Here is a 24,524-nt window from a genome sequence, read left to right as displayed (position 1 = left end):
AGTCGATTGCGCACAACATGAGCTACATTATTTCGAGCAAACACAACCAAATGAAGACCGCCATTGTCGAGTGATTGAACTCAATCAAGTAAGGCCGCCTTTGAAGCTAACGCAGCACAGGCTCGCCGGGCAGGCGCTGGCTGTGACGCATGTAACTGCTCACGAGTTGGGTGCAGCGACCTATGGGATCAGCACCTTACGTTGAGTACAATACATAAGGGAGTGAGGAGTGAGAAAAATGAAAGCTGTTAGTCCAGAACGCCAAACATTGTTGATAAAATCGATGCAGTCAACTTTAAGCAAACTCGAAAATGCCTACAAGAATATGATTGAGAAAGGATCAAACGCAACCCTCGTTAAGAAACGACTGGATGCAGTGAAAATCGCCTTAGATAGTCTAGAAAATGCTTGGTATGGAGCAGATTTTTCATACGAAAAGGAAAACATCCTTGAAGCCCGAAAGGTTATAATTGGTATTCTTCCATCTGTAGAAAAACAGCATGAAAACGCTAAAGAAGGTAGTCCTCAAAAGACGTTACTTGAAAGACGCATTGCTTCTATTGAAGCAGCTATAGAAGCTCTTGATGTTCACACAGTAAATTTTAAGTGAAATGCGGCTCTCGGCGTAAAACGATACTGGATCAAGGATAGAAGACCTGTAGGATTTCGCTCAAAAAATAACGATGGAAACCGAGTTTCCATATATAACTTGGAAGTATCAGAAGAACAACGACGCTTCGTTGCGTCGTTGTTCTTGTTACCAATTATTACATACCTTATAATCTCATAGTCGAACATTGCATGCACAGTAAAGAAAATAAAAAAATAAGATGAGGAAGTCACACATGAGAAAATTGCTAGTATGCACGTTAGCTATCCTGCTATGTTTAGCTGCGTTTACCCCCGCTATCTACGCTTCTGAAGTCCGAGTATCCGTGGATGGCCGTGAAGTACAATTCCCAGATGAACACCCATACGTCGATCAAAAAACCAACCTTACGATGGTTCCACTTGCTTTTGTATCCGACAAGCTCGGAGCTACTACGAAATGGAGCGGAAAATTAAAACAAATCACGATCTTGCTTAACCGTGACATCATTATACTGATGATTGGCGATAATCATGCACTGGTGAATGGAAAAAGAGTAGATTTTGAAGGGTCGGCGGTGCTCAAAAACGGTCGCACGATGGTCCCGCTTCGCTTTATTAGTGAAGCCTTGCATGCAATTGTGGATTGGCAGCCTTCTCTCAATCTGGTGAGTGTCATGACCTCAGTGGCTCGTGCTCCGAAAGGAACATGGATATGGGATAGCAACATCCTGAAACAGGATCAAGATAAAATTATAAGTTTTGCAAGAATAAAAGGGTTAACGGATATTTACCTTCAGGTTGATAGAGACATAGATCCAGCAATATATGAGGGTTTTATTCGAAAAGCGAAGAGCGAAGGAATTCAAGTGGAGGCACTTGAGGGTCGTCCCGAATGGGCCTATAGGTCTAAGCAGGAGGATATTCAAAAATTTATAGCGTGGGTTAAAGCCTATAACGCCGCTGTTGGCCCGGAAGCAAGCTTTTCGGGATTGCATTTCGATATTGAACCTTATGCGCTAAGTGAATGGACGAAGGACAATAAGAAGATTCTTGAAAGCTGGATGGACAATTTGAGACTGATCGAGAAAGAAACCAAAGGGAGCGGCTTGAAAATTGCGATCGATGTTCCGTTTTGGCTAAATACGATTAATGTACCGGGGAAGGATTACAGTATGAGCGCATGGATGCTAGAGAAGTTCGATTGCCTAGTCATCATGAATTATCGGAATTATGCGTTAGGCAGCAATGGAATTGTGAAGAATGCGCAGGCCATACTGAGAGAAGCCTCCACGTTGAAGAAGAAAGTTGTTGTTGCTGTAGAAACGCTCGAAAGCAAAGAGGGGCCGCGGGTCTCATTCTATTCTATGAGCAGCGAAGTGATGGAAAAAGAGTTGCAGTCCGCCCATAATCAATTGGCGCACTACACAAGCTATGCCGGCTTCGCCATTCACGATTTCAAAAGCTGGAAGGACATGAAATAAGAAGCTGCTTTTTTGCCTCTGGACAGATTATCGACCCCATCGTCGGAGATGTGGTGGTCGAACCGGTACGGCTTGCAACTCGGCGTGGCATCCAGCGCAATTTTTATAGCGATTGCTGCTGCCGGTTTGTATGGACTACAGAAACGAAAGCTTGAGATCCGTGATTAGCCTGTCAGAGGTTGAAATAACAAACAATGACAAGCTAGAGAAATAGAGTTTATTTAGCTAACTGGATACGGTAGTTGAACCATGATAAAGAGGCGGCTGATCAAACGATCAGCTGCCTTTCGTTTTTGGGAAATAATGAACAGATCAATACGATGGAAGTCAGCAAGAAAAGCAAGGTACAAGCGTGTAAGATTCATAATTGGCTGATAATTCCATTATGTATGCAATTTTAGACATTCAAAATTGAAGTGTCCAAAATATTAGACATCGTCCATCCAAGCTAGCTTCACAGTTTCAGCCGTTTGAGCTTATTGTAGAGCGTAGCCCGCGAAATGCCGAGCTGCTTCGCCAGCGTATACTTGTTCCCGTTGACCGCATCAAGCGCCTCACGCATTAGGTTCCGCTCGTACTCGTCAAGCCTAGCCTGGTATGTAGCACCGTTGATGGGTGCGGTGCTTGCACCAACATCCTCTCCCGGCTGCGGACTCTTATCGCCGGAATAAATATGGTCTGGCAAATATTCGCGCCGAATCTCTCCTTCGGTAGAGAAGATGACGAGGCGCTCAATGGTGTTGCGCAGCTCGCGGATGTTGCCAGGCCAATCGTAATGAAGCAAATCCTCGAATACCTCCGGCGTAAACGAATGGATATGGCGGCCATAAACGAGCGAGAATTCGTGAAGAAAGGACTGTGTCAGCTCGTAAATATCTTCTTTGCGGGCGCGTAAGGGGGGAACCTCCAAAGTTACGACGTTTAGCCGGTAATATAAGTCCTCGCGAAAGCTACCATCATCAATCATTCGCTTCAAATCACGGTTTGTGGCCGCGATAATCCGGCAGTCGGCCTGCAGCAACTTCGTGCCGCCGACCGGGAAGTAACTCCGTTCTTGGAGCACGCGCAGCAGCTTGACCTGAAGATCAAGAGGCATTTCCCCGATCTCGTCAAGGAATAGGGTGCCGCCGCGGGCCAGTTCGATCTTCCCTTTCTTCCCTTTCGGGTCTGCACCTGAGAAAGCGCCCCGTTCGTAGCCAAATAATTCGCTCTCGAACAGTGCGGCTGGTATGGCTCCGCAATTGATTGCAATGAAGGGGGCGTTCATCGACTCGCGGGACTCGTGGATCGCCTTCGCGAATAATTCTTTTCCGGTACCGCTCTCACCCAGGATAAGCACCGTCGCTTTTGTCGAACTGATCTTTTTGATCGTTTCGATACTGTGTTTAATCGCGCGGCTCGTTCCCTTGATATGCTGAAATGGGTCTGCCGCAGGGTTCAGCAGGGCCACTTCCTTCTGAAGATGATGGACCTTGCTTGTCATCTGCAGCAGCTCTTGATGCAGCCGCATTTGGGTGGTCAGGTCTGATTCCGCCGCAACGGCGCCAATAATCCGATCCTCGAGGGTAACCGGATTCGAATTAATTAGGACGAACAGGTCGTGCCGCGGCCGATGCTGCATTTTATGGGCGGGCTGGCCGGTTTCGAGCGTGCGAAGAGACTGCAGACGATCGACGGGAAAGAAATCCGAAGCAGGCTTGCCGATGATAGCGTCTTTCGGAATGGAGAATATATGCTCCGCTCCAGACGTCCAGACGGCTACACATCCTTCCTCGTCAATCAGCGTAATGGCAACGTCCGGGTCCAAGGTATCCAGCGTTGTTGCAAAATAAGCCTCCAGCACCCGGTGAGCTTGCACCACCGCATCCATAACATCCTGTGCGGAAAGGTAACCGACAGCCTTGCCGTCGTTAAGAACGATCGCCAATGAACAAGAGTTGAAGGCAGCAGAGACTTTCGTTAACGGATCATCTGTGTTTACTGTCTTGACGTTGATCAGGATATCTTGAACATTCAGAATGGTTTCGGCTGCCGATACAGGCAGCAGTGCATATTGACCGGACTCATCCCTGACAAAAACAGGGGTGAACTCGGCGGCCATCCGTGCACCCCGGATGGCTACAAGGTCGGTCAGATCTACAATTATGCAGTCCGTGCGGATGAAATGCTCCACGGCCGGCAATAGATGCTTCATTCGATTGCCCCCTATTTTATGGGAAATGTAAATGCTTACAATCTGGTACTAGGGCCATTATACCGGGCCTGTTTTCCAGTGTAAATCATTTGAACATATTTTTGACAACCATCCATAGATTAGCAGGCTTTTCTGCCAGCCGTCGGGTGTAGTACGGGTACCACATGCTGCCGTAGGGCATATAGCAGCGGATTCGGTGGCCTTCCTTCGCCAATTGCGCCTGGTCGTTCATTCGCAGGCCGTACAACATCTGGAATTCGTAGGCATCGTTCGGGATGCCGTTCTTAAGAGCATATTCCTTGACCCAATCGATGATGCGATCATCATGCGAAGCAATGGCGGTGTACACGCCTTGGTCAAGGTGCATTTGAATGAGGTCTTTGAAGTTATCGATGACTTCGCTCATTTGCTGATAGGCAACGGATGCCGGCTCCTTGTACGCTCCTTTTACGAGACGGAGGTTTACACCAGCTTCAATCAATCGCTTCACATCTTCGCGTGAACGCAGCAAGTAGGCTTGAATTACAGTCCCGACATTGGTTAATCCCTCCCCGTGAAGGCGAAGAACGATATCGATTGTCGCTTGTGTAAAGGGGGAATCCTCCATATCGATCCGTACGAAATTGTTATCTTGTTCAGCTTGGATGACGATGTCCCGAATGTTGCTATAGCATGCTTCCGGATCAAGAGCCAAGCCCATCTGCGTTGGCTTCAGTGATACGTTGGAGTTCACCTTCCGCATGGCGATCCCATTAATTAAGCGTATATATTCCTCTCTGTAGCCTGCAGCTTCCGATAACTGTGTGATTCCCTCCCCCAGATGATCCAATGTGACGATGATCCCTTTCTCGTTCAACCTCTCAATTTCATCCAACGCTTCCTCCAAGCTATTACCTGCAATGAATTTAGCTGCTAATTTACGGCCGTACCGAAGGGCAAGATGCTCGACCAGTTTATTGCCGGAAACTGATAATAATACTTTTCGATAGAGTTCAGTACTATCCACGGTTGATTTCTCCTTTCAGGTTGTCATTGCTCGTGCAATGAATCTTTACCAGGTTTAACTGCAAGCAAAAATCGTTCCAGACGAAAGAAACAAGCACAGTTGGCACGATAATTGCTTATTATCCAAGAGGACCGGTGGAATAGGGTTTGACGATTCTACCCAAATCACACGAAAAAGGGTGGGTAATAATTATGAGAACTGAATTCAGGAACGAGTCGTTTGTTAACTTTAAGGATGAGCGTAACAATGCGGAATATGACCGCGTACTTGAGCAGACGGAGGCAGGACTTGGCAAAGAGTATCCGCTAATCATCGGAGGTGAGCGCATCATGACTGAGCACAAAGCCGTCTCCACTAACCCTGCGAATAAAGCTCAGGTGGTCGGTATCGTATCTCAGGCGAATGTACAATATGCGGAGCAGGCAATGCAGGCGGCTGCAGCTGCATTTGAGACTTGGAAGCGGACTGATCCGAATGAGCGTGCACGTTATTTATTCCGGGCAGCAGCTATTTTGCGCCGGCGCAGACATGAATTTTCCGCCTTGATGACATTTGAGGCTGGGAAGACCCGGGTAGAAGCGGATGTTGAAACGGCGGAGGCGATCGATTTCCTGGAGTTCTATGGACGCGAGATACAGCGGCTTAGCCAGCCGCAGCCATTAACGGTTAGCCAGGAAGAAGAGAATGAGCTGTATTATCTGCCTTTAGGCGTCGGTGTCATCATTCCGCCATGGAACTTTCCATTGGCCATTATGGCAGGCATGACGATGGCTGCCGTTGTATCCGGGAATACCGTCGTCCTTAAACCGGCCAGTCCAACACCTGTCATCGCTGCCAAATTTATGGCACTGCTCGAAGAGGTGGGGTTGCCGTCAGGCGTCGTCAACTTCGTTCCTGGACCGGGTGGAGAGGTCGGCGATTACCTTGTTGACCACCCACTGACCCGTTTCGTCAGCTTTACAGGCTCCCGCGATGTTGGACTCCGCATCAATGAACGGGCGGCCAAGACGCAGCCTGGGCAAAAATGGATCAAACGTGTCATTGCGGAAATGGGCGGCAAAGATGCGATCATCGTTGATCAGGATGCAGACCTCGATCTGGCGGTGGACGCCATAACGCTGTCCGCCTTCGGTTTCTCCGGGCAGAAGTGTTCGGCTTGTTCCAGGGCTATCGTCCATGAGAAAGTCTACGACATCGTGCTGCAGCGTGTAGTGGAGCGGGCAAGTCAGCTGGTAATGGGTGTCCCGGCAGCCGCCGCAACCGATGTAGGTCCTGTTATTGATGAAAAGGCATACCTTAAAATTCAGGAGTATATCGAAATCGGAAAACAGGAAGGACGCTTGGTCCTTGGTGGCGGCACAGGAGATCCGAACGGATACTTCATCGAACCGACGATTTTCGCGGATGTAGACCCGAATGCCCGGATTTCGCGGGAAGAAATATTCGGTCCGGTAGTTACATTCACGAAGGCGAAAACCTTTGATGAGGCGGTGGCGTATGCCAACAATACGGATTATGGCTTGACCGGTGCCGTCATTTCTCGTAGCGGGCCGAATCTGGATAAGGCAAGACGCGAACTTTTCGTTGGCAATCTGTATTTCAATCGCAAATGCACTGGCGCCTTGGTCGGAACGCATCCGTTCGGCGGATTTAATATGTCAGGCACGGATTCAAAAGCCGGCGGTCGGGATTATTTGCTGTTGTTTACGCAGGCAAAGCTGGTAGCTGAGCGCTTCTAGCAGGATGAACATCAAAACGCTCAACATATCATATATAGTCTAAAATATTAGACACGAAATCATGATGTTCATTTCGAATGTTTTTGAGTATAGTCAAGAGGGAACAGTATATTCATTGAAGAGAGCCTGCGGGAGGAGGAGAATCTGTTGCTGAGCTATCAATTAGTGCAAGACCAAAGCACGAAGCTGGCAATAACTCCTGAACTGAAGCAATCGATTCATATATTAACCATGTCCGCCGAAGACCTGGTCCGGTATTTACAGGAGCAGGAAGCTGAAAACCCGGTCCTTGAACTCGAATTCAGACGGGATTACGACGCTTATGGCTACAGGAGAAGGGCCACAATCAGCAATGGGTACGAGATGGACCCATTACGGAACGCAAGGCAGTCGCAGGACACGTTGGAGTCAAGGCTTAGGAGCCAACTGCGTATGCTCCCCTTGCCGAGGGAGGTATACCGAATTGCGGCATTTATGGCGGGGAATCTAAGGGATGACGGATATCTGGATATCCCGATCACCGAAATCAGAAGGAAGCTTGACGTATCAGAAGAGCTTATTCGGAGCGCCCATGAGGCATTGCAATCGTTAGAGCCTGCCGGTGTCGGCTGCAGAGATTTGAGTGAATGCCTGCTGCTGCAGATTAATAGAGATCCGGCGGCCGCTCCGTATGCGTATGAAGTCGTAGACCGGTATATGTCGGAGCTGGCATCCGGGAAGCTGGAGAAGATCGCAATGGCTTTGAACATACCCATGGAGACGGCAAGGACGGCATCGGAATATATTCGCGGATTGAATCCTCGTCCGGGGCTGGCGTATGCCTCGTTAGAGCCAGAGTATATCGTTCCGGATGCGATCGTCGAATACTATGAGGGTGGCTTCATAGTGTCGATCCATCCGGAAAATCTCCCCAAGCTCTCCATTAACAACTCCTCCCGAGAATGGGTTAAGTTGCGGGGATCAGCCGAAGCCACTTCGTATTTGAGCAGCTGCGTCCAATCTGCCCGTTGGCTGGTTCGGAGCTTGGAGAAGAGGAACCGGACGCTGATGAGGGTCGTCAATGCCATTATGGAGGAGCAGGGACAGTTTCTGGTTGAAGGAATCAAGGGAATTGCACCGATGAAGATGAATACGATATCCACCAAACTGGACCTGCATGAATCGACCGTTAGCCGGGCGGTGAACGGTAAATTCGTACTTACGCCGCATGGTGTGCTCCCTCTGAAATATTTTTTCTCCGCTAGACTATCGACGACGGGCGGTAGCGGTGTATCCTCCCGGAGTGTTAAAGCCCGAATCAAGGAGCTTATCGACGCCGAAAATAAAAACATTCCCTATTCGGATCAGCATATGGCGGATATGCTGCGAGCGGAGGGAATCCGGCTGTCTCGCAGAACGGTTGCAAAGTATCGGGAACAAATGCAGATTATGCCCTCCTCATTCCGTAAGCGCAGATAGAAAAGGGTGTCTCGGATAGGTTTCCGAGACACCCTTACTTGGGTCCGCCAAGCATGGGCGATAACTTAGAGATGAAAATCTGTATATAGCCGTAAGCGCGATATTACAGCGTTCGATTACAAATGAAAAGCTCGCACAGGCAGGATATTATGACTTTCCTGCGCAGTACGAGCGCATGCGTAACTTGCACTTAAGCGATTGAACCGCCGTATACCGAACTTACGTACGGTGGTGTGGAAGGGCGGCTACTCAACTATTAGTAGCCTCCTATTCGATTTTCAATACTCCTGAGGCGGTGCGTCATTTTCCTTCAGTCGGCTGTTGTATCGGCATCATTCTGCACTCGTGTCAGCGAACTTGCAAACGATCCGATTCCCTTCATCATAATGTCAAGCGACTCCATTAAATGGTAGAAGATTACCGGAGGAACGGTGTCGTCATCAGGCATCCTGGTTTCCTCGGCGAGGTTGATGATATGGTCATATCCAATAACCTGCATACAGACCTGATGCAAAAATCCAGCAGATTCATAGTAAATGCGGTTCGGCGGATTCATATCCTTCTCACTCATAAAGGCGTTCCGAATATCGCAGCATAGCTTGAACAGATTAACAGCCAATGTTTTCAGAACCGATGAAAGGTCTGCATAGGCGCTTTTGCTGACGGAAGAAGAATCTTGGTAGTGACTTGCTGCAAAATAATCAGTACGAGTAATTTGCCTTAAGTAAGAGACGGTTCTCTCCGTTAATTCGCAATACGAATGGGGCATGGCAGCATCCGGTGCGGAAGCGATCCGGATGCTCTTTAATCGGGAGGCGGCTTCCGTGAGCGGCGTCACATCGAGCTGCAGCTGCTTCGCGGATTCCCTGAAAGAACGGATCAGTCGTGTCGACACCATCATAACAGAATCCGCGGAATCGGCCGGACGTTGTCCCTCGAGAAGTTCTTTTGCCATCCATAATCGATACTTTAATCTCTCGATGGCTGTGATTAACTTGTGCGAAGATTGATGGGCGGCGACGTTTAGCGTAGTCGAAATGATCCAATCGGCTGTATGGGGGCCGTTCACGTGAATGTCTGGATCAACCACCGCATAGTTTCCTTTATCCTCAAGCATCAGCTCCAGTGCCCGGTTGGCAAGCACCTCGTTCATATTCACATTCAGGATATTGCTTGAAGAACCATGGATATAATCTGTAATAAATTGCTCCGAATGCTTTCCATCCATGATTTCATCCGTCGCCTTCATGATAAGATTTCCGATTCGCTCCGGCACGATGCTATGCTCTATGCCTGCACGTACGGTAGCGCTTTTGACGGAAGCCAAAGCCTTAATAAATTCGCTATGGACGCGAGCGTTCACAGTGGGATATTCTCCGGCAGCGCGCATCGTCTCCACACCGTAGTATGCATGGGAAGGAACGTTGACCTCTCCATTCTTGTCCTGCTCAATTCTTAACATCATCATCTCATCCCTTTCGAAAATGTTGTGTCGTCATTTCCTTATAGGGTTAATAAGCAATTTTCGTGCCATCAAGATGGGATTCTTCGAGATATGAGTATGAAATTACAAAACGACATACATCAGAGTATGCTATCCGGCCTTATTTAATTGCAAATAGCGACCGCTGCATGATGCCCCTGAATATGTTTGTTGAAAAGGTTGATTCTCTTGTTGTAAGAATATTCACGATCAGTTTCCCGTTCTTATTTAGGGTAAAGGGATAGTAGTTTATATATAGCGTTATTAACATTAATTGGGACTTATGAATATTGACATTTTGTGAAAAAATAACAAAGGGTTCCAAGGCTAAGCCTGCTGTTAGATTTCATTGCTTCATCTGATCATTAACTTTTATATCCATTGTAAACTACACGAAGGTTAGATAGATAAAATGGAAAAGGTGATTCATATGGATAACAACATCAATCTGAAAGTGATGTCCTACAGCATACGGCACGGAAAAGGATTAGATGGGAAAGCAAGTTTGAGCCGCATAGCGGAAGTGATCACAAAAGTCCAACCGGATATTGTTGCATTGCAAGGGGTGGACCGTTTTCTGCCCCGAAGCGGCTTTCGAGATCAGCTGAAAAGGCTGGCTAAACAGCTCAGGATGCACGCTTGTTTCTCTCCTAGCGTTAATCTCATTATTTTTCAATATGGAAACGCTATTTTAAGCCGCTATCCGATAATTTCAAAAGAAATTCAGTATATTGGCGGGTCTAAAGAGAGAAGGAGCATCTTAATGGTAAAACTGCAAATCAATGAAGACGTGGTTACAGTAGTAAATACGCATTTGGGGGTACATATGAGGGAACGGATAAAACAGAATCCAATTCTTTGGAATGCTTTAGAGAAACTGGAACAACCGACGATCCTGGCCGGGGACTTTAATATGGAGATGGACGATCCTTTCATGAAACGGTTGAACGCCCGATGGACAAAAGTCACGCTTCAGAACAACCTGCCTACCATGGAAAATGGTAAGGAGATCGATCACATCTTTGTAAACATGCCGACAGAACTGGCCACAGCTAGGGTTATTCCTTACGACGCGTCGGATCATTATCCGGTCATTGCAGAACTTCGCTGGCAGTAAGAGATTGGGATGATCTGTCATAAAGACTTTGTGTTTTATCCACGAAGAAATGAACCTCATCCAGGTGTAGAAGCTAAGTAATTAAAATTACTGAATAGACCGATGAAGTTCCCGAAACGGAATCTTTGTCGGTCTTATTTTCTGCAAGGGGACTTGATTTTCTGTAAATAAAGATATATGATTGACCCGTCAATTATTGATGAGTCAATGAATTGAAGGAGGTATTTATCATCTCTACATGTCATACAGAAGACCTGCTGTACTTGCTAATGCATTTAAACAAGCATATAGCGACCCGGTTTGAACGATGTGCTGGAGTTAGTCCCAATCGGCTCGAACTCCTATGCAAACTGACGAGGGGCCAAATTAGCCAATCGGATTTGCAGAAGGCAGTGTCTATTGATCCTGCTGCGGTGACCCGACATGTTCAGCAGTTGGAAGCGGAAGGAATGCTTCTGCGAACCAGATGTGAGAATGACAACCGGATTACGTTAGTTCAGCTAACTGAAGAAGGCAAGAGAAAAGTAGCAACGTTTAGAGCGGAGAAAGAACGATTTATGGAGGCCCTGCAGGCAGACCTTACAGAATCAGAACGACTTGCGTTTGTTCAAGTGCTGCAGAAGCTGAACAGCCAGATTCAACAGATGAAAGAATCTAGTAAGACCAATTAACTTATAGAGATTAAAGGAGAGACTATCATGACTGTAACATCCCTAATCAATGATTATAAAGAAATAATTACCTCCCGTCGCTCTGTGCGGGTGTACGATCCAGCGGTTAAAATCAGCCGTGAGGAAATGACTGAGATTTTGGAAGAAGCAACTTTGGCACCCTCTTCCGTTAATCTTCAGCCTTGGAGATTTCTTGTCGTTGATAGCCCAGAAGGTAAAGCGACGCTTGAAGAGCTTGCACCAGGTAACAAAACGCAAGTTACAACTTCCTCTGCAGTCATTGCCGTTTTCGGAGATATGAACGCATTTGATAATGCTGACGAAATTATGGGTACTGCTGTGGAGAGAGGCTATTTGCCGCAAGAGATTAAAGATCAACTGATGGCTAACTATACTGATCTTTTTGCACGTATACCAGCACAAGCTTTTCGCGAAATGATTCTTATTGATAGCGGCTTGGTATCCATGCAGCTCATGCTTTCTGCTCGTGCCCGTGGATATGATACAAACCCGATTGGCGGATATGACAAATCCCGAATTGCGGAAGCATTTGGTATGGAAAAGGAACGTTATGTACCGGTTATGCTCATATCTGTAGGTAAAGCTGCTAAAGAGGCACGTAGAACAACTCGTCTGCCTATTGACCGCATTGCGGAGTGGAAGTGAGGTTATGACTATGATTATTATTCATGCAGAAATGAAAGTAAACCGTGAAGTAGAAGCGGAATTTCTGGAGTCCATACAAGAACTTATTGCGTCATCCCGCGCGGAGGCAGGGAATGTGTCGTATAAACTCCTAAAGGATACAGATCAGGATGACACATATGTGATGGTTGAACAATGGAAAGATGAAGAAGCAGTAGGGGCTCACAATGCAAGCAGCCATTTTCAGGCGTTCGTAGCTAATGCTCCAAAATACTTGACAGCTCCGTTACAGGTTCAAGCTCTTACAGGTCAGCCTATTAGAAAATAATTAAAGATCTAAAGTCAAAAAAAGGTCGATCCCAGAGGATTGACCTTTTTTTGCGCCAGTTATGATCGAAGAGATATTCCTATACCCTTATAAAAGCGGGCTTTGGATAGCCTACATCATAAGTGCGTTTAAAATGCGAATCAGAATGGAAATCGTTTAGAATGGATTGAGTAGTTATGCTCGGTTGCCCATTTCACAATGCCATTCCAGAAATTTTCACAGGCTGAAACAACACTAGAAGGATTTGCTAATTCTCCAGACATAACCATTCGCAGAACATTGTCGAATCCTTCTGGACGACCAGGCAGTTTCAAGGCTTCCGGTAGAACCATGGAGCCAGTAGAGTAAAGCTTTTGGTTGTGTAACCCGACTAACATAGCTCCATATTGTGCAAATTCCACTGCCAAATAAGGCAAATAGGTATGAGGTCCATTTAGACTTACATTTCTTAGTTTTCCAACAAATTCGTACATTTCCCCTACAAGGACTTCATGGATTGCATGTCGAAAATCTTCCTTTGTAGGTGACTCTGCAGCTTCCTTTAATCTTGGGAAAAAGCCTTCAGGGTCATACAGGCAAAGCTGGGAAAAGAATGGCCCATGCGTCAATGGCCAGTCTCCTTCAACCGTAGAGGCGATCTTAATGAGAACGTCTGCACTACAGACGTTCACTTCTGCTTTCCAAGGCCCAGCAGACCATTCATAGCTAAAGTCTACGGACTCATTGGATTCATTTAGAACGCAAAACATCTCAATGTCCGAGTAAGGGCCGTCCGTACCTCTGGAAACAGAACCATAGACCCCAATGGCTAGGATTTTTTCTCCGTAAACCTCGTGTAATCTCGAAGCAATGTCGTGGCAGGTTTGAAGTCTTTCGGTTCGAGAAATATTCACAGGTCCATTCATGTGCATTAGCGTGCATCTCCCTTTGAATTATTTGGGTGGTAAGCTACTAACACATGGATGGAGGACCTCGGGCTTAACGGGGGACTTTTTTTGGATGCATTATATTTCCTCCCACAATGTTTTCATATGGAAATTGTACCCAATGAAAATTATTATTACAAGGTGTTGAGTGGAGCCTTAACGATTAACAAATGGTAGAATCTGCTATGTAATGATTGTACAATTAACTAGAAAATTTTAAAAAGGCTAAAATTAGGCCCCGATGATGAACCGATTGAAGAAGATACGGTTCAGGATCATTCGAGCTATATCGACAATCCGCATAAAATCATTTACTTAGCGCTCGTAAATAATCAAAGTCGTGGGATAAATTGTTATAAAAAGAAATTGGAACAAATATGCCTATGTCGAAGATATCAAGGTTGACAAGCATAATAGAGGAAACGGTGCCGCATAGTTGCGGCTTTTTGTATTTTTAACGATATATGTTCTTGTCAAAAACGGAGGACAAAAACATATATCGTTAGTCAAATCCAAGCCCCGCTCCGCCTGTATGCCTCGAACGGGCCTTTTCTACACGATAGAAACGGTCGAAAAGATGGGGAAGCTCTTCCGTCGGAATACCGATTCCGTTGTCCATGATCGAGACACATGCATATATTTCATTCCGATAAGTGACCTCTTTTTCAATGACGACCGAGATATTCCCACCTTTTGGCGTATACCTAATGGAACGGTACGCCAAATGACTGGACTGTTTGTTTATAATTATCTTTTCCTTTTACACTTACTGGATAACAACCTAAACTTGAAGTGCTGCCACTAGAATGAGCGATACGATCAACATTTGGCATTATTAGTATTCCCAATACGCAGTTATACAGGATGCATGAACAAGGAGGTTATTTGATGGTAGATGTTTTTGCCGTAGCTGATATCATTGTCAAACATATTAAGACCCATTACCCCCAAGATGTTGCGATTGTCGGATATTACGGATCATACTTACAGGGTAGGGCAACTGAGCGATCGGATTTAGACTTTTTCTTCATACCGGCCTCTCCTAGAGGGAAACAAGTAGAATTACAGTTTATAATCGACGGTATTAGTTTTGATTTCTGGCCTATCGGCTGGGATCGTGCTGAAAGAATGGCAACATCTGAAGATTGGAGCACGACCATTATTTCGGATTGTGAACTATTGTATGTCCGTTCAGAAGAAGACCTAGCGAAATTCATGAAACTTCGCGAAACCATATCTTCCATGGAGCAGCCATTCAACACGCTTACGATGATTAACAGAGCTGAGGTTGCAGTGCGTGATTGTTTTACTAGCTTGATGAAGTTCCGACTTGCCGAAGACACCATGGATTTATCCTTTTGTCGAACACAGGCACAAGATATTGCCGCTCACATTTTTAGATCTCTTGCATTGATAAACCAAAGATACTATACACGTAGTTGGGGCCATTATCGTGAGCAAGTCAGAAATCTACCTATGAAGCCAGAACGACTGGATCTTTACCTTGACACCATGATGTTCAGCCATTCTAAAGATGAAATCAAGTCTGCTTGTGAGAAACTGACTCTAGACACTCTTAATCTAATTTCAGAACGAAGAAACAAGCTCAAAGGATTACGTTCATACCAAGATTGGATGAAGGGATACTACGAAGAGGAAAAAGGAATGCTTAACAAACTCCTAACCGCTTGCGAAAAAGGCCACTATGAAACCGCGTTTTTCGTTGCTATAGGTGTTCAAGATGGATTGGCTCGTATACTGTACGCAGCCGAAAAAGGACACTGGCCTGGCATTTTCGATTTGGGCGAGTATCGGGAATTTTATCATCGCTTCGGCTATCCAGATCTCACTGCGTTACTGGATCTCAAAGATCTCGAACCGTTGCGAATAGCAATTCTGCAGCTTATAGAAAAATTAGAGAATCACCTTAGAACAGAAGGTATATCATTGAACCAGTTCGACTCTGTCACTGAATTCGAATCATTTTATATAAACAGAGTATGAGTACATGTCGATAACACGGGTCACGATTATAGGTGTCTAGAAGTGAGAAACGGAGAGTGTATAGACGTGACAGTACAATTTCGGCCATATAGGGATGAGAGCGATTACACAGCGCTTCGCAAGGTGATCACCCAAAAGTTTGCCGACCGTAACCGCCGGTTTTACCCGAGTCTTGGAGATTTTGACTACAACCGCGCCTTCGGCGGTGATAAGTTCCTTCAAAGCCTGACAATCTGTGAAATTGAAGACGGAACGATCATCGGTGCGATCTGGCCGGGGCATTATCGAATTATTTATTGTTTTACCGGGCCTGATTACGTTCACCTGGAAGATGAAATATTCGCCTGGGCTGAAAGACACTACTGCGGTCTGTCGCTTGAAGATCGGAGTGGATTGGAAGTTTATATTTGGGGTTATGTCGAGGATCATCCCCGAGTAGAGACGCTGAAGGCAAGGGGATACGAGCAGCATACATGGTACATGTATTCCGGGGTAATCGATTTGGAAACTGCGAATCACGAGCCTCGTTTTCCCGAGGGGTTCAAGGTTCGTCCGATTAAGATGGGTAATATTGAGCAAAAGGTTATGATCATGAGCGGTTCAGCAGGGTTGACTGCGCCGGATATGAATATTTACCGCCGTTTGATGTCCTGTCCAACGTACAGTCAGGATTTCGACTTGGTTATACTAGACGAGGCGAATACAGTCGTCGGCTTTGCAAATATCTGGCTCGATCGCGAGAACAACATCGCGATTATCGAACCGTTCGGAACGGCTCCGACGCATCGAAGAAGGGGATTGGCGACAAACCTCTTATACGAGTGTATGCGCCGCTTGAAAGAAGTCGGCGTCAGCAAGCTCTACATTAATCATGGGGGGATGTGGACGCTGGAACCTGAACCGGATGACGCGATGCGCGTCTGCACGAGGGTTGGCTTTCAAGAACTTGGAAATATGTTTGTATGGTGTAAGTCATTCTCATGAACTCTTAATAAACAGTTCCAGGAAACATGCGGACATACAGCAAAGGGTTATTTGTTTTCACATCGTTTGAAAGTTGCCTTTGATCTTTTAACTCATACCGGTATGAAGCTTGATGAAATTGCACGCGCTACCGGATTTGAGTATGACACTTACTTTATCAATCAGTTTACGGTTAAAAAAGGCATATCACCGACAAAGTATGGGAACATCACTCGGCAAGTTCGCCACGACCCAATAGGTTGCTTAGTCGGAGTCATCCAACTCAATTGACAGAGACCAGCTTAACAATTAATGTATTGGAGGATACAAGGTCATTTTATTTTTGGAGGATATTTATGAATCAACGTTATCGAATTACGAGATCCATGCAACCAAACTCAAGTGGTCAAGAGATTTCATTGGAAGAATGCCAAGCTTATTTTTCATCCAAAGCTGATTTTACTTATCAGACGGTGCTGACTGTGAAAGGGGAGGAAAGCACTATGTCTATAGAAGGGGATTTCTTTATGTGGAAGCAGGGAGAAGCCCTTATTCCATTCAGACACTATATGGGGGAGTTGTATGTAGCCGTCTCCCATCAAGAAATCGTACCCCTCATGATCGAAATTGCAACTGATCTTCGGGCAGATATCGTGGAAGGGTAATGTCTTTATTGCCGATTAGATGAATATCTAACTAGATGAGAAGCGTCCCAAAACAAAGGGCAAGTAGTAAGGCTCTAATTCTGCCTCTATGATCTTTCATTACAACACATAACCGACCCAGTTTTGGGTCGGTAGTATGTGAAGCGTTGTATTTTACGGAGTTAGTTGCCCCGAATTTGGTTCCACATGGACACCATGTCGATCCAGCCCCGATGCTCGGCGATCTTGCCGTCCACAACGCGATATTGACGGTAAAGCGTGACATCAATCGTATTGCCCGTGGGCGCGCTTCCAAAGAACATGCCTTGCTGTGTGCCTTTCACAGTCATTCTCACGAGCACCTTATCCCCTTGACCGATGATCTCTTCCACGGTGTAGCGTTTATCGGGAAATGCCTCCAAGATCGTTGCAGCGAATTTTTTTAGGCCTTCCTTGGATTGATAAGAGAGCTCTTGATAATCGTTGGTCAGAAATCGATCCACAGACTCCAATTCACTCTGATTCCAAAATGCCTCGATAAATTGGTTTACCGTCTCCACATTGGTTTGTTCCAACGTTTTCATACTTAAACATCTCCTTATGAATGGGTTATTAGGAATTGACTTAACGACGAAATGCCGTTCTTCATAGGCGGTTATTGAGCTTGGATCTGAGGCAAAAGCGTGGCCGTATCGAACCAGCCGCGGTGATCAGCGATGTCCCCTTCGATGACGCGAAATTCGCGGAACTGTGTTGCCTTCACGGTTCTGCCTGTAGGTGCATTTCCTGCAAAATGGCCAGCATGCACAGCCGTCATGAAGATTCTAGCGATGACCTTCTCACCTTGGGCCAGAATTTCCTCCACGGTAAACCGCCGATCCGTATGCCTCTACGATTTGCGGTGCAAAGAATTGATCGGTCTTCTCCAACATGCTCTGATTCGCAATGTCCTTGATAAATGCGGTGGCGTGACGCTCGTAACCGTTATACATGATGAATTCGAACAGGCGATGAGCACTGCAAAAATTCTTGAAAACGGGTTGCCGATTGTTCTTTCAGGTATGAAGACGTTGCTTGAAACCGGAGAGACGCTCGCTGACCACTAAAAATCCAGCATACTTTTGGCTCACTGTGTTTTCTGATGAAAGACCGGATGGTTATGATGCGGAGGGATATACCATTATAAGTACAGAGTTTCTCATGATGTTAAATCTGGATAGCTGGCCTATTGAAACAGAAAAGAAAACAAGATCATCAAGTGTGACAAAACCGAGGAGGAAGCTCGACGTATCAATCATTTTTTCGATAGAACGGTTATCGATCTAGAGAAATTTGTTGGTAGATGCGATCAAGGAATCGGAGGTGTCGAATCCGTTAGCGTCAAATAGTACAGAATTTGTATCAAGAGGATAGGCGTGGAGGATTATAGATAGGGCTGATCCATGATCTCTTGAAATTACAATGGACCTATTTCTTTAGCATGTTTTGCGGCATTATGACCGGCAATGGATACCAGCATATCCTGGAATCCAATGCCTTTTTAGCTTTGCTTTAACCTTGGACTATCTTGATCGTGTCACGTATGACCAAGCTTGTAGGCAGCATGACTTTCTTATTGCCGTAAGATGAGCCTTCGGTAATTTCGAGCAGCAGCTTGGCACTCTCAAAGCCTAGGACGTCGAAATATTGCTTCACGGTGCTCAAGGCCACCTTGGCAAATTTGGAGCTCTCGAAATCATCAAAGCCCATTAGGGATACTTGTTCGGGGATACGTATGTCAAGTGCGGTGAGCTGTTCGATTACCTCAAGGGCCCGCTTGTCGTTCGCGCAGAATAGCGCGGTCAGCTCTCCGTCTTGGATAAGGCGCGCAAGCGCAGCATAGTCCAGTTCCTTATCCAGGAACAAGAGCGAATCGGGTATAGGAAGGGACGCATTCGACATGGCATTGCAATAACCGTTATATCTGTCGACTTCCGGGCTCAGATGATAATCGTAAGCCGCGAATCCAATTCGTCGATGTCCTTGCTGGATCAAGTATTCAACAGCTTCGTAAGCACCGTCATGGTTGTTACAGGTGACAACGTTGACTGGATAGCTGGAAGGGGAGCGATCCAGCATAACAAACGGAATCGATTTTTTGCGAACCTCTCCGAGATAGCCCTTTGCAGCTTCGGGATCAGAGGAATAGATGAGTAATCCTCTTAGCTCCGTTTGAATGAGCCCCAGAACGAGCTCACGTTCCTGTTCGAAGTCGTTCTCCACGAATTCGATGATCAGCTTGCAGCCATGCTGGCCTAGAAGTGACTGAATGCCTCTCATGATCTGCATATACGAACTGTCGTACAGGTCGATGCCGGAGATGACGAAGGCCACCAGATTGGAGGTCTTCTCCGAGACGGCTACTTGGCTGGCGACAAAGCTTCCCTTACCTCGGATGCGGTAAATCACGCCCTCGTTCACCAGCTCTGACAGCGCTTTACGCACAGTGATGGAGCTGACATCCAGCAGTTTGGAAAATTCCGACTCGCTAGGAATCCGATCGTCCTTCGTAAATTCCTGATTCTCGATCTGGGATAAGACATAGTCTTTTACCATCTGGTACTTTGGAAGAGCCAAGTCCTTCTTGTTCAAGTAAGTTCACCTCGTATCAACATTTCCTCAATTATAACGCACACCGCTTTAAAAAGTATACGTACTTGAAACACATCCCATTAAAGATTTTGTCGAATAGGTGAGAAATGTTCAGAAATTAAACAAAAAAGGAGCGAAATGATATAAAAGGTTTGAATTTCACGGAGGTCTGTATTACGATGGGGTCAAATAAGGTATGTGTTTTGATTTACTTATCATAATAACTTCGAAGCGGACACCTTGGAAAAAATGAATGGTACTATACCATGAATCGGACATAAAAAGGAGCCGCCGGGGAATCCAGCAGCTCCATCATGGAATTACAACTATAAGGTTACAATGGCGCCTTCCTTCTCGAAAGGGTAGTCAATGGCGATGCGCGCCGCTTCGGTATCGCCGATGCCGCTGTACAGATTGACCTTGCCGTCGGGACGCATTTCGATGCCGGCGGTGAACGCGCAGTCGGTCAGATGCGGCTTCTTGGCGGGGCCATCCGGATAACAAGGGCGGGTGCCGATGATTTTCAAATCCGAGAATTGATTACTCTGCGGGTCGAATACGAAGGCCATGTTCATATAGGTCGATCTATCTTCTTGAGCGTAGCAGATATGGCCGATGACGCCGACCTTTCCGCTCTCGAGCAAGTAGGCCTGGTTGCAGCCGCCCCACTCGTCCTTGTTGAATAATCCGCGGATATAAGGGGCGTTCTCGATGACTTCCGGAGACAATTCGTCCAGGCTGTCGATGACGGTGAATCCCACCAAGGATTCGCTGCCGAATTCCTTGCGAACCCCTTCGCCGCGCGGCCTGGAGAAGACTCCGATCCTCCCGTCCTGTAGCTCTACGAGCCGAATGTCCTTCATATAATTCGGACCGGTCGTGAAGTAGAAGAGATCATGAAGATCGCTGCCTTTGTAGAAATAACCGTAGAATGTATCGAGGCGTCCCTGCTTGTAACGGACATGCGTGCCGCCCAATACGAGCTGTTTGTTGATCATGCTAATATAAGGATCTTCTAGCTGATAAATCATCGTATTCGGCACGGCTGTCCACTGGTCCGGACCGCTCTGCTCGAACAGGCGAACCCAGGACCTCGCCCACTCATGGCGTTTTTCCACGCGTCCGTAAATGTAGCGCTTGCCGTTCCATTCGAACGGAATGGAAGGATTGTAGACATCGAAGCCTTCGACTCCGCGGAAGACAAGCTTGGCGCTTTCATAAATGCGTTTGTTTACTTCGAATTGCTGACGCAGTTCTAATAAGTTCATTCGTGGCAAATCTCCTTTCAGGCTGCAGTAACAACTCTATCCTAATCGAAAGTCTTGCTCTCAATCTTGCTCTATTTTTGAATGCATTATGGTGTTTTGACATCGGAGGAACTAGTCAATATACAAACAAGGAGGGATATCGCATATGTTGAAGCTTCTTGCGGCAGACGGCATTGATTCTGAAATTCAGGCCCACTATCGGCTGATCGCTTCGGTGCGCGATACGATCGGCATGCATACGCACGACTTCTTTGAATTGTTTCTTATTCTGAAAGGAAGCGTTGTGCATGTCATTAACGGCAAAAGGCAGCCGCTGCAGGAAAATACACTCGTGTTCATACGGGACCGGGACGTTCATTACTATGAGCAGACGACGGATAGCGATTGCCAGTTCATCAATTTGTCGTTCCATCGCAAGGTCCTGGATGACCTCATAGCTTTCTTGGGAGAAGGGTTCCCAAGCGAAAGACTGCTTGGGCCAGCCATGCCGCCGTCGACCTTGCTGTCCAAAACGGAGAAGGAATATGTGCGCTACCGGCTGGACCAGCTCAGTCTGATTCCGCAGGAGAAGAAGCTGGCCGTCAAAGCGGAGGTAAGAGTCATTTTGACCGACCTGTTCTCCAGGTATATCAAGGCTGACGCGGATTCGATTGATCTTACCGGACAACCGGAATGGTTTAAGTCCCTATGCCGAGAGGCGAAAAAGAAAGAGCACTTCACGCGGGGAACGGCTGCGCTTGTCCAGCTGTCGGGCAAATCGCATGCCTATGTATGCAGAATGTTCAGGGAGCATCTCGGAATGTCCCCAACCCAGTACATTAACGAATTGAGAATGTCCTATGCCGAGAATTTGCTGCTAAACACGGATATGGACATCGTGGAGATCAGCCTTGAGATCGGACTTGACAACGTCAGCTACTTTTACGACTTATTCAAGCGGAGGCATAACCTAACGCCGCATCGATATCGTCAGTTCGGGATAATTCGGAGATAGTATGCTAATTACCGATGAATAGATCAGTGTTTTTATTTGTTGACGATGAAGTTAGTATGTGTTAATTTCTACTTAGCATAACAAGTTGTGAGGCATCGCGATGATCATATCTATAGGGGACGGTTGCCGGAAGCAAATGCGTTTTCGACGAACGTTAGGATACAGTCTGGGGGTGAAAATGAATGCGCTTACATAAAAAACGAACCAAATGGCCAGACTCATGCGACCTGGAGTAATAGCACCAGCCGCATTGATCACAACATGTTAAGTTAATAGTGCGTGTTCAAAAAGCCAGACTTTCAGCACCGAGAAGGTTGGATGAAGCTAGGGGCTGAGGAGCGGAGCGTACGTTTTGGGTACGTGAGCACCGGAAGGCCCGGCTGAATTCAAGATTCGATGTCGAATAAACTTTCAGTGCTACTTCGTGATCAAAGCGGGACTTTTTGAACAACCTCTAACAGTCAGGAGGTGTTCCTTTGAAGACAACCAATAACAGGCTGGTGGCCAGAATCGTCAAGCACCGCTATCTCTACCTTATGGTGCTTCCCGGCTTTCTGACGCTGTTAATCTTTCACTATTTTCCAATGTACGGAATATTAATCGCTTTCAAAGATTTCAACGCTTCCAAGGGGATATGGGGAAGCGAGTGGGTGGGGGTAAAGTACTTCACTTCTTTTTTTAACGATCCGATGGCGTTCAGGGTATTAAAGAATACTTTGCTTCTCGGTTTGTATACTTTATTTTGGTCATTTCCGGCGCCGATTATATTGGCTCTGTTGTTTAATGAATTGAAAAACAAGGGCTTTAAGAAGCTTGTGCAGACGGTTTCTTATTTCCCGCATTTTATTTCGGTTGTCATTGTTGCGGGGATGCTTAAGGAATTTACGGCGAGAGACGGTTTGTTTAACCATATTGTCGGCTTCTTCGGCGGAGATCCGATCATGTTTCTTCTCGAACCTGACTATTTCCGGACTATCTTCATCTCTTCCGGCATATGGCAGGGCGTCGGGTTCGGCACGATCATCTACCTTGCTGCATTAAGCGGAATAGATCCTACGCTGTATGACGTAGCCGAGGTAGATGGCGCAGGCCGATGGAAGAAGGTTTTGCACATCACATGGCCGTCGCTTAAGCCGACCACAATCATTTTGCTGATTTTCGCCGTCGGAGGAATCCTCGGGAGCGATTTCCAGAAGATCATTCTGCTCTATTCGCCTGAGACTTACGAAGTAGCAGATGTCATCGGATCCTATGTTTATCGTCAAGGTATACTGGGCGCACAATACGAGTACACGACGGCCATCGGATTATTCATGTCGGTTATTTCCTTTACGATCCTTTACTTGACCAATTGGTTAAGCCGGAAAGTATCAGAGACGAGTTTGTTCTAGGTGGTGGGATGTTGAAAAAGGCTGGTTTGGGTTCCAGAGCATTCGATGTATTCAATATGGTTATCATGCTATTCATCCTGATTGTCGTGCTATATCCGATTCTGAACATTATCGCGACATCGCTTAGCGGCACGCGTTACATCTCCTCGGGGAGCGTAACGATTTGGCCCAAGGGATTTAATCTGGAAGCGTACACGACGGTATTTAATGATCCGTACATTTTTAAAGGATATCTGAACTCGATTATTTATGCGACCGGCTCTACGGGCATCATGCTGCTGTTTACGGCACTGATGGCGTATCCGCTCACGATCCCGGGATTTGCGGGCAAGAAATTTCTGACCATTTTTCTCATGATTACGATGTTTTTCGGCGGCGGCTTAATTCCGACTTACCTGCTTATGCGCGGTTTAAATCTGTTGGATACGGTTTGGGTCATGATTCTCCCCGGTGCGATCAGTGCTTATAATGTGTTTCTGTTTCGGACCTTCTTTCTGAATATTCCTTCTGAACTGAAGGACTCTGCCTATATCGATGGAGCGAGTGATTTAGTCGTTCTTTTCAGGATTATACTGCCGTTGTCGAAAGCGCTGTTTGCAACCTTTGCTCTATTCGGTCTGGTCGGAAGCTGGAATAGCTGGTTCGAGGCTTTGATTTATCTGCGAGATCAGGATAAGTATCCTTTGCAGATGGTGCTCCGAAACTACCTGTTTACCTTGGATACGACCGCAATTCAAGGACGAGTAGGAGGCGGCGCGGTCGCCATCAATGCCCCGGGGGAAACGCTTGATCCGAAGGCGGTACGAATGAGCGTCATCATTATTACCATGTTTCCGATCATGTGTATTTATCCGATCTTTCAGAAGCATTTCACCAAAGGGATATTTGTCGGCTCCATCAAAGGCTAGAGATCCGGATGCGCCGGTGCAAGCAAGTTGAGTGTGCAGTCATTCAAGACCAGTAATAAATAGCAGATTTGAAGAAGAAGCG

At 46.4% G+C, this 24,524-nt stretch carries 25 protein-coding genes and 1 pseudogene; 17 read left to right on the top strand and 9 right to left on the bottom strand.

The window, feature by feature from the left end; translation table 11 throughout:
• The first annotated feature begins 100 nt into the window (after window positions 1–100).
• From ACOZB4_RS03160 to ACOZB4_RS03150, 3 genes are all read left to right on the top strand, one after another.
• Window positions 101–205, top strand: a complete 105-nt coding sequence (locus ACOZB4_RS03160; protein ID WP_379406073.1) for a putative immunity protein — start codon at window positions 101–103, stop codon at window positions 203–205.
• Window positions 206–238: 33 nt separating this feature from the next.
• Window positions 239–610, top strand: coding sequence for a hypothetical protein (locus tag ACOZB4_RS03155; RefSeq protein ID WP_379406074.1), 372 nt, complete (start codon window positions 239–241; stop codon window positions 608–610).
• Between the two features lie 235 nt (window positions 611–845).
• Window positions 846–2,072 (top strand): copper amine oxidase N-terminal domain-containing protein, encoded by a 1,227-nt coding sequence (locus ACOZB4_RS03150; protein WP_379406075.1) that lies wholly within the window; start codon window positions 846–848, stop codon window positions 2,070–2,072.
• A 454-nt stretch (window positions 2,073–2,526) separates the two neighbouring features.
• On the opposite strand, the gene ACOZB4_RS03145 is transcribed toward ACOZB4_RS03150, so the two are convergent.
• Window positions 2,527–4,266 carry a sigma 54-interacting transcriptional regulator gene (locus ACOZB4_RS03145; protein ID WP_379406076.1) on the bottom strand — a complete coding sequence of 580 codons (1,740 nt, stop codon included), beginning with the start codon at window positions 4,264–4,266 and terminating at the stop codon, window positions 2,527–2,529.
• An 85-nt stretch (window positions 4,267–4,351) separates the two neighbouring features.
• Window positions 4,352–5,272: a proline dehydrogenase family protein gene (locus ACOZB4_RS03140; RefSeq protein ID WP_379406077.1), complete on the bottom strand. Its 921-nt coding sequence runs from the start codon at window positions 5,270–5,272 to the stop codon at window positions 4,352–4,354.
• A gap of 191 nt (window positions 5,273–5,463) precedes the next feature.
• On the opposite strand from ACOZB4_RS03140, the gene pruA reads away from it, so the two are divergent.
• Together pruA and rpoN are read left to right on the top strand one after the other, a co-directional pair.
• Window positions 5,464–7,011, top strand: coding sequence for an L-glutamate gamma-semialdehyde dehydrogenase (pruA, locus tag ACOZB4_RS03135; protein ID WP_379406078.1), 1,548 nt, complete (start codon window positions 5,464–5,466; stop codon window positions 7,009–7,011).
• 147 nt (window positions 7,012–7,158) lie between these two features.
• Complete coding sequence (gene rpoN, locus ACOZB4_RS03130) at window positions 7,159–8,469, top strand: RNA polymerase factor sigma-54 (protein WP_379406079.1); 1,311 nt, start codon at window positions 7,159–7,161, stop codon at window positions 8,467–8,469.
• Between the two features lie 310 nt (window positions 8,470–8,779).
• Here the strand turns inward: rpoN and ACOZB4_RS03125 are convergent, their stop codons facing one another.
• The gene (locus ACOZB4_RS03125) at window positions 8,780–9,937 is read right to left on the bottom strand and encodes a lyase family protein (RefSeq protein WP_379406080.1); all 1,158 of its coding nucleotides are present in this window, start codon (window positions 9,935–9,937) and stop codon (window positions 8,780–8,782) included.
• Window positions 9,938–10,382: 445 nt separating this feature from the next.
• Between ACOZB4_RS03125 and ACOZB4_RS03120 the strand changes: the two genes are divergently transcribed.
• From ACOZB4_RS03120 to ACOZB4_RS03105, 4 genes are all read left to right on the top strand, one after another.
• Window positions 10,383–11,069: an endonuclease/exonuclease/phosphatase family protein gene (locus ACOZB4_RS03120; RefSeq protein ID WP_379406081.1), complete on the top strand. Its 687-nt coding sequence runs from the start codon at window positions 10,383–10,385 to the stop codon at window positions 11,067–11,069.
• A gap of 269 nt (window positions 11,070–11,338) precedes the next feature.
• On the top strand, window positions 11,339–11,740 hold the full coding sequence (locus tag ACOZB4_RS03115; RefSeq protein ID WP_379406082.1) for a MarR family winged helix-turn-helix transcriptional regulator: 402 nt from the start codon (window positions 11,339–11,341) through the stop codon (window positions 11,738–11,740).
• Window positions 11,741–11,767: 27 nt separating this feature from the next.
• Window positions 11,768–12,406, top strand: coding sequence for a nitroreductase family protein (locus ACOZB4_RS03110; RefSeq protein ID WP_076321468.1), 639 nt, complete (start codon window positions 11,768–11,770; stop codon window positions 12,404–12,406).
• Between the two features lie 10 nt (window positions 12,407–12,416).
• Entirely contained in the window at window positions 12,417–12,713 is a 297-nt protein-coding gene (locus ACOZB4_RS03105; RefSeq protein WP_379406083.1) for a putative quinol monooxygenase, read from the top strand.
• Between the two features lie 140 nt (window positions 12,714–12,853).
• Here ACOZB4_RS03105 and ACOZB4_RS03100 read toward each other — a convergent pair whose 3' ends face one another.
• Window positions 12,854–13,624, bottom strand: a complete 771-nt coding sequence (locus ACOZB4_RS03100; RefSeq protein WP_379406084.1) for an ANT(4')-I family aminoglycoside nucleotidyltransferase — start codon at window positions 13,622–13,624, stop codon at window positions 12,854–12,856.
• A 517-nt stretch (window positions 13,625–14,141) separates the two neighbouring features.
• The gene (locus tag ACOZB4_RS03095; protein WP_379406085.1) at window positions 14,142–14,363 is read right to left on the bottom strand and encodes an ATP-binding protein; all 222 of its coding nucleotides are present in this window, start codon (window positions 14,361–14,363) and stop codon (window positions 14,142–14,144) included.
• A 164-nt stretch (window positions 14,364–14,527) separates the two neighbouring features.
• Here ACOZB4_RS03095 and ACOZB4_RS03090 point away from each other — a divergent pair, with 164 nt between their 5' ends.
• The 4 genes from ACOZB4_RS03090 to ACOZB4_RS03075 all read left to right on the top strand — a co-directional run bounded on the left by ACOZB4_RS03090 (window position 14,528) and on the right by ACOZB4_RS03075 (window position 17,271).
• Window positions 14,528–15,643 (top strand): hypothetical protein, encoded by a 1,116-nt coding sequence (locus ACOZB4_RS03090; protein ID WP_379406086.1) that lies wholly within the window; start codon window positions 14,528–14,530, stop codon window positions 15,641–15,643.
• A gap of 66 nt (window positions 15,644–15,709) precedes the next feature.
• A complete protein-coding gene (locus ACOZB4_RS03085) occupies window positions 15,710–16,627 on the top strand; it encodes a GNAT family N-acetyltransferase (RefSeq protein ID WP_379406087.1) in 918 nt (305 codons plus the stop codon).
• Window positions 16,628–16,678: 51 nt separating this feature from the next.
• Window positions 16,679–16,897 carry a helix-turn-helix domain-containing protein gene (locus ACOZB4_RS03080; protein WP_379406088.1) on the top strand — a complete coding sequence of 73 codons (219 nt, stop codon included), beginning with the start codon at window positions 16,679–16,681 and terminating at the stop codon, window positions 16,895–16,897.
• Window positions 16,898–16,962: 65 nt separating this feature from the next.
• Window positions 16,963–17,271 (top strand): hypothetical protein, encoded by a 309-nt coding sequence (locus ACOZB4_RS03075; RefSeq protein ID WP_339290113.1) that lies wholly within the window; start codon window positions 16,963–16,965, stop codon window positions 17,269–17,271.
• 161 nt (window positions 17,272–17,432) lie between these two features.
• Here the strand turns inward: ACOZB4_RS03075 and ACOZB4_RS03070 are convergent, their stop codons facing one another.
• Both ACOZB4_RS03070 and ACOZB4_RS03065 read right to left on the bottom strand, forming a co-directional pair.
• Complete coding sequence (locus ACOZB4_RS03070) at window positions 17,433–17,834, bottom strand: ester cyclase (protein WP_379406089.1); 402 nt, start codon at window positions 17,832–17,834, stop codon at window positions 17,433–17,435.
• Between the two features lie 71 nt (window positions 17,835–17,905).
• Window positions 17,906–18,115, bottom strand: coding sequence for an ester cyclase (locus tag ACOZB4_RS03065; RefSeq protein ID WP_379406090.1), 210 nt, complete (start codon window positions 18,113–18,115; stop codon window positions 17,906–17,908).
• A 100-nt stretch (window positions 18,116–18,215) separates the two neighbouring features.
• On the opposite strand from ACOZB4_RS03065, the pseudogene ACOZB4_RS03060 reads away from it, so the two are divergent.
• Window positions 18,216–18,356 (top strand): annotated as a pseudogene (locus ACOZB4_RS03060) (polyketide cyclase); the annotation flags it as partial.
• Between the two features lie 445 nt (window positions 18,357–18,801).
• On the opposite strand, the gene ACOZB4_RS03055 reads toward ACOZB4_RS03060, so the two are convergent.
• Window positions 18,802–19,881, bottom strand: a complete 1,080-nt coding sequence (locus tag ACOZB4_RS03055) for a substrate-binding domain-containing protein (protein ID WP_379406091.1) — start codon at window positions 19,879–19,881, stop codon at window positions 18,802–18,804.
• Window positions 19,882–20,207: 326 nt separating this feature from the next.
• A complete protein-coding gene (locus tag ACOZB4_RS03050) occupies window positions 20,208–21,149 on the bottom strand; it encodes an MTP-1 family protein (protein WP_379406092.1) in 942 nt (313 codons plus the stop codon).
• A 145-nt stretch (window positions 21,150–21,294) separates the two neighbouring features.
• Here ACOZB4_RS03050 and ACOZB4_RS03045 point away from each other — a divergent pair, with 145 nt between their 5' ends.
• From ACOZB4_RS03045 to ACOZB4_RS03035, 3 genes are all read left to right on the top strand, one after another.
• Window positions 21,295–22,143, top strand: a complete 849-nt coding sequence (locus tag ACOZB4_RS03045) for an AraC family transcriptional regulator (protein ID WP_076321459.1) — start codon at window positions 21,295–21,297, stop codon at window positions 22,141–22,143.
• 476 nt (window positions 22,144–22,619) lie between these two features.
• Window positions 22,620–23,534 carry an ABC transporter permease gene (locus tag ACOZB4_RS03040; RefSeq protein WP_379406093.1) on the top strand — a complete coding sequence of 305 codons (915 nt, stop codon included), beginning with the start codon at window positions 22,620–22,622 and terminating at the stop codon, window positions 23,532–23,534.
• An 11-nt stretch (window positions 23,535–23,545) separates the two neighbouring features.
• Window positions 23,546–24,442, top strand: a complete 897-nt coding sequence (locus ACOZB4_RS03035; protein WP_379406161.1) for a carbohydrate ABC transporter permease — start codon at window positions 23,546–23,548, stop codon at window positions 24,440–24,442.
• Window positions 24,443–24,524: the final 82 nt, after the last annotated feature.

Origin of the sequence: Paenibacillus sp. NPDC058898, assembly GCF_049316025.1 — a bacterium.
Taxonomy (GTDB): domain Bacteria; phylum Bacillota; class Bacilli; order Paenibacillales; family Paenibacillaceae; genus Paenibacillus_AQ.
The sequence above is the reverse complement of the archived record's forward strand: the minus strand, read 5'-3'. Positions and strand labels throughout refer to the sequence as shown.

Bases quoted from the DNA above. Each gene is read 5' to 3' on its own strand.
- ACOZB4_RS03155 (WP_379406074.1), top strand. From the start codon at position 239: ATGAAAGCTGTTAGTCCAGAACGCCAAACATTGTTGATAAAATCGATG.
- ACOZB4_RS03150 (WP_379406075.1), top strand. From the start codon at position 846: ATGAGAAAATTGCTAGTATGCACGTTAGCTATCCTGCTATGTTTAGCT.
- ACOZB4_RS03145 (WP_379406076.1), bottom strand. From the start codon at position 4,266: ATGAAGCATCTATTGCCGGCCGTGGAGCATTTCATCCGCACGGACTGC.
- pruA (WP_379406078.1), top strand. From the start codon at position 5,464: ATGAGAACTGAATTCAGGAACGAGTCGTTTGTTAACTTTAAGGATGAG.
- ACOZB4_RS03125 (WP_379406080.1), bottom strand. From the start codon at position 9,937: ATGATGATGTTAAGAATTGAGCAGGACAAGAATGGAGAGGTCAACGTT.
- ACOZB4_RS03120 (WP_379406081.1), top strand. From the start codon at position 10,383: ATGGATAACAACATCAATCTGAAAGTGATGTCCTACAGCATACGGCAC.
- ACOZB4_RS03115 (WP_379406082.1), top strand. From the start codon at position 11,339: ATGCATTTAAACAAGCATATAGCGACCCGGTTTGAACGATGTGCTGGA.
- ACOZB4_RS03110 (WP_076321468.1), top strand. From the start codon at position 11,768: ATGACTGTAACATCCCTAATCAATGATTATAAAGAAATAATTACCTCC.
- ACOZB4_RS03105 (WP_379406083.1), top strand. From the start codon at position 12,417: ATGATTATTATTCATGCAGAAATGAAAGTAAACCGTGAAGTAGAAGCG.
- ACOZB4_RS03100 (WP_379406084.1), bottom strand. From the start codon at position 13,624: ATGCACATGAATGGACCTGTGAATATTTCTCGAACCGAAAGACTTCAA.
- ACOZB4_RS03090 (WP_379406086.1), top strand. From the start codon at position 14,528: ATGGTAGATGTTTTTGCCGTAGCTGATATCATTGTCAAACATATTAAG.
- ACOZB4_RS03075 (WP_339290113.1), top strand. From the start codon at position 16,963: ATGAATCAACGTTATCGAATTACGAGATCCATGCAACCAAACTCAAGT.
- ACOZB4_RS03070 (WP_379406089.1), bottom strand. From the start codon at position 17,834: ATGAAAACGTTGGAACAAACCAATGTGGAGACGGTAAACCAATTTATC.
- ACOZB4_RS03050 (WP_379406092.1), bottom strand. From the start codon at position 21,149: ATGAACTTATTAGAACTGCGTCAGCAATTCGAAGTAAACAAACGCATT.
- ACOZB4_RS03045 (WP_076321459.1), top strand. From the start codon at position 21,295: ATGTTGAAGCTTCTTGCGGCAGACGGCATTGATTCTGAAATTCAGGCC.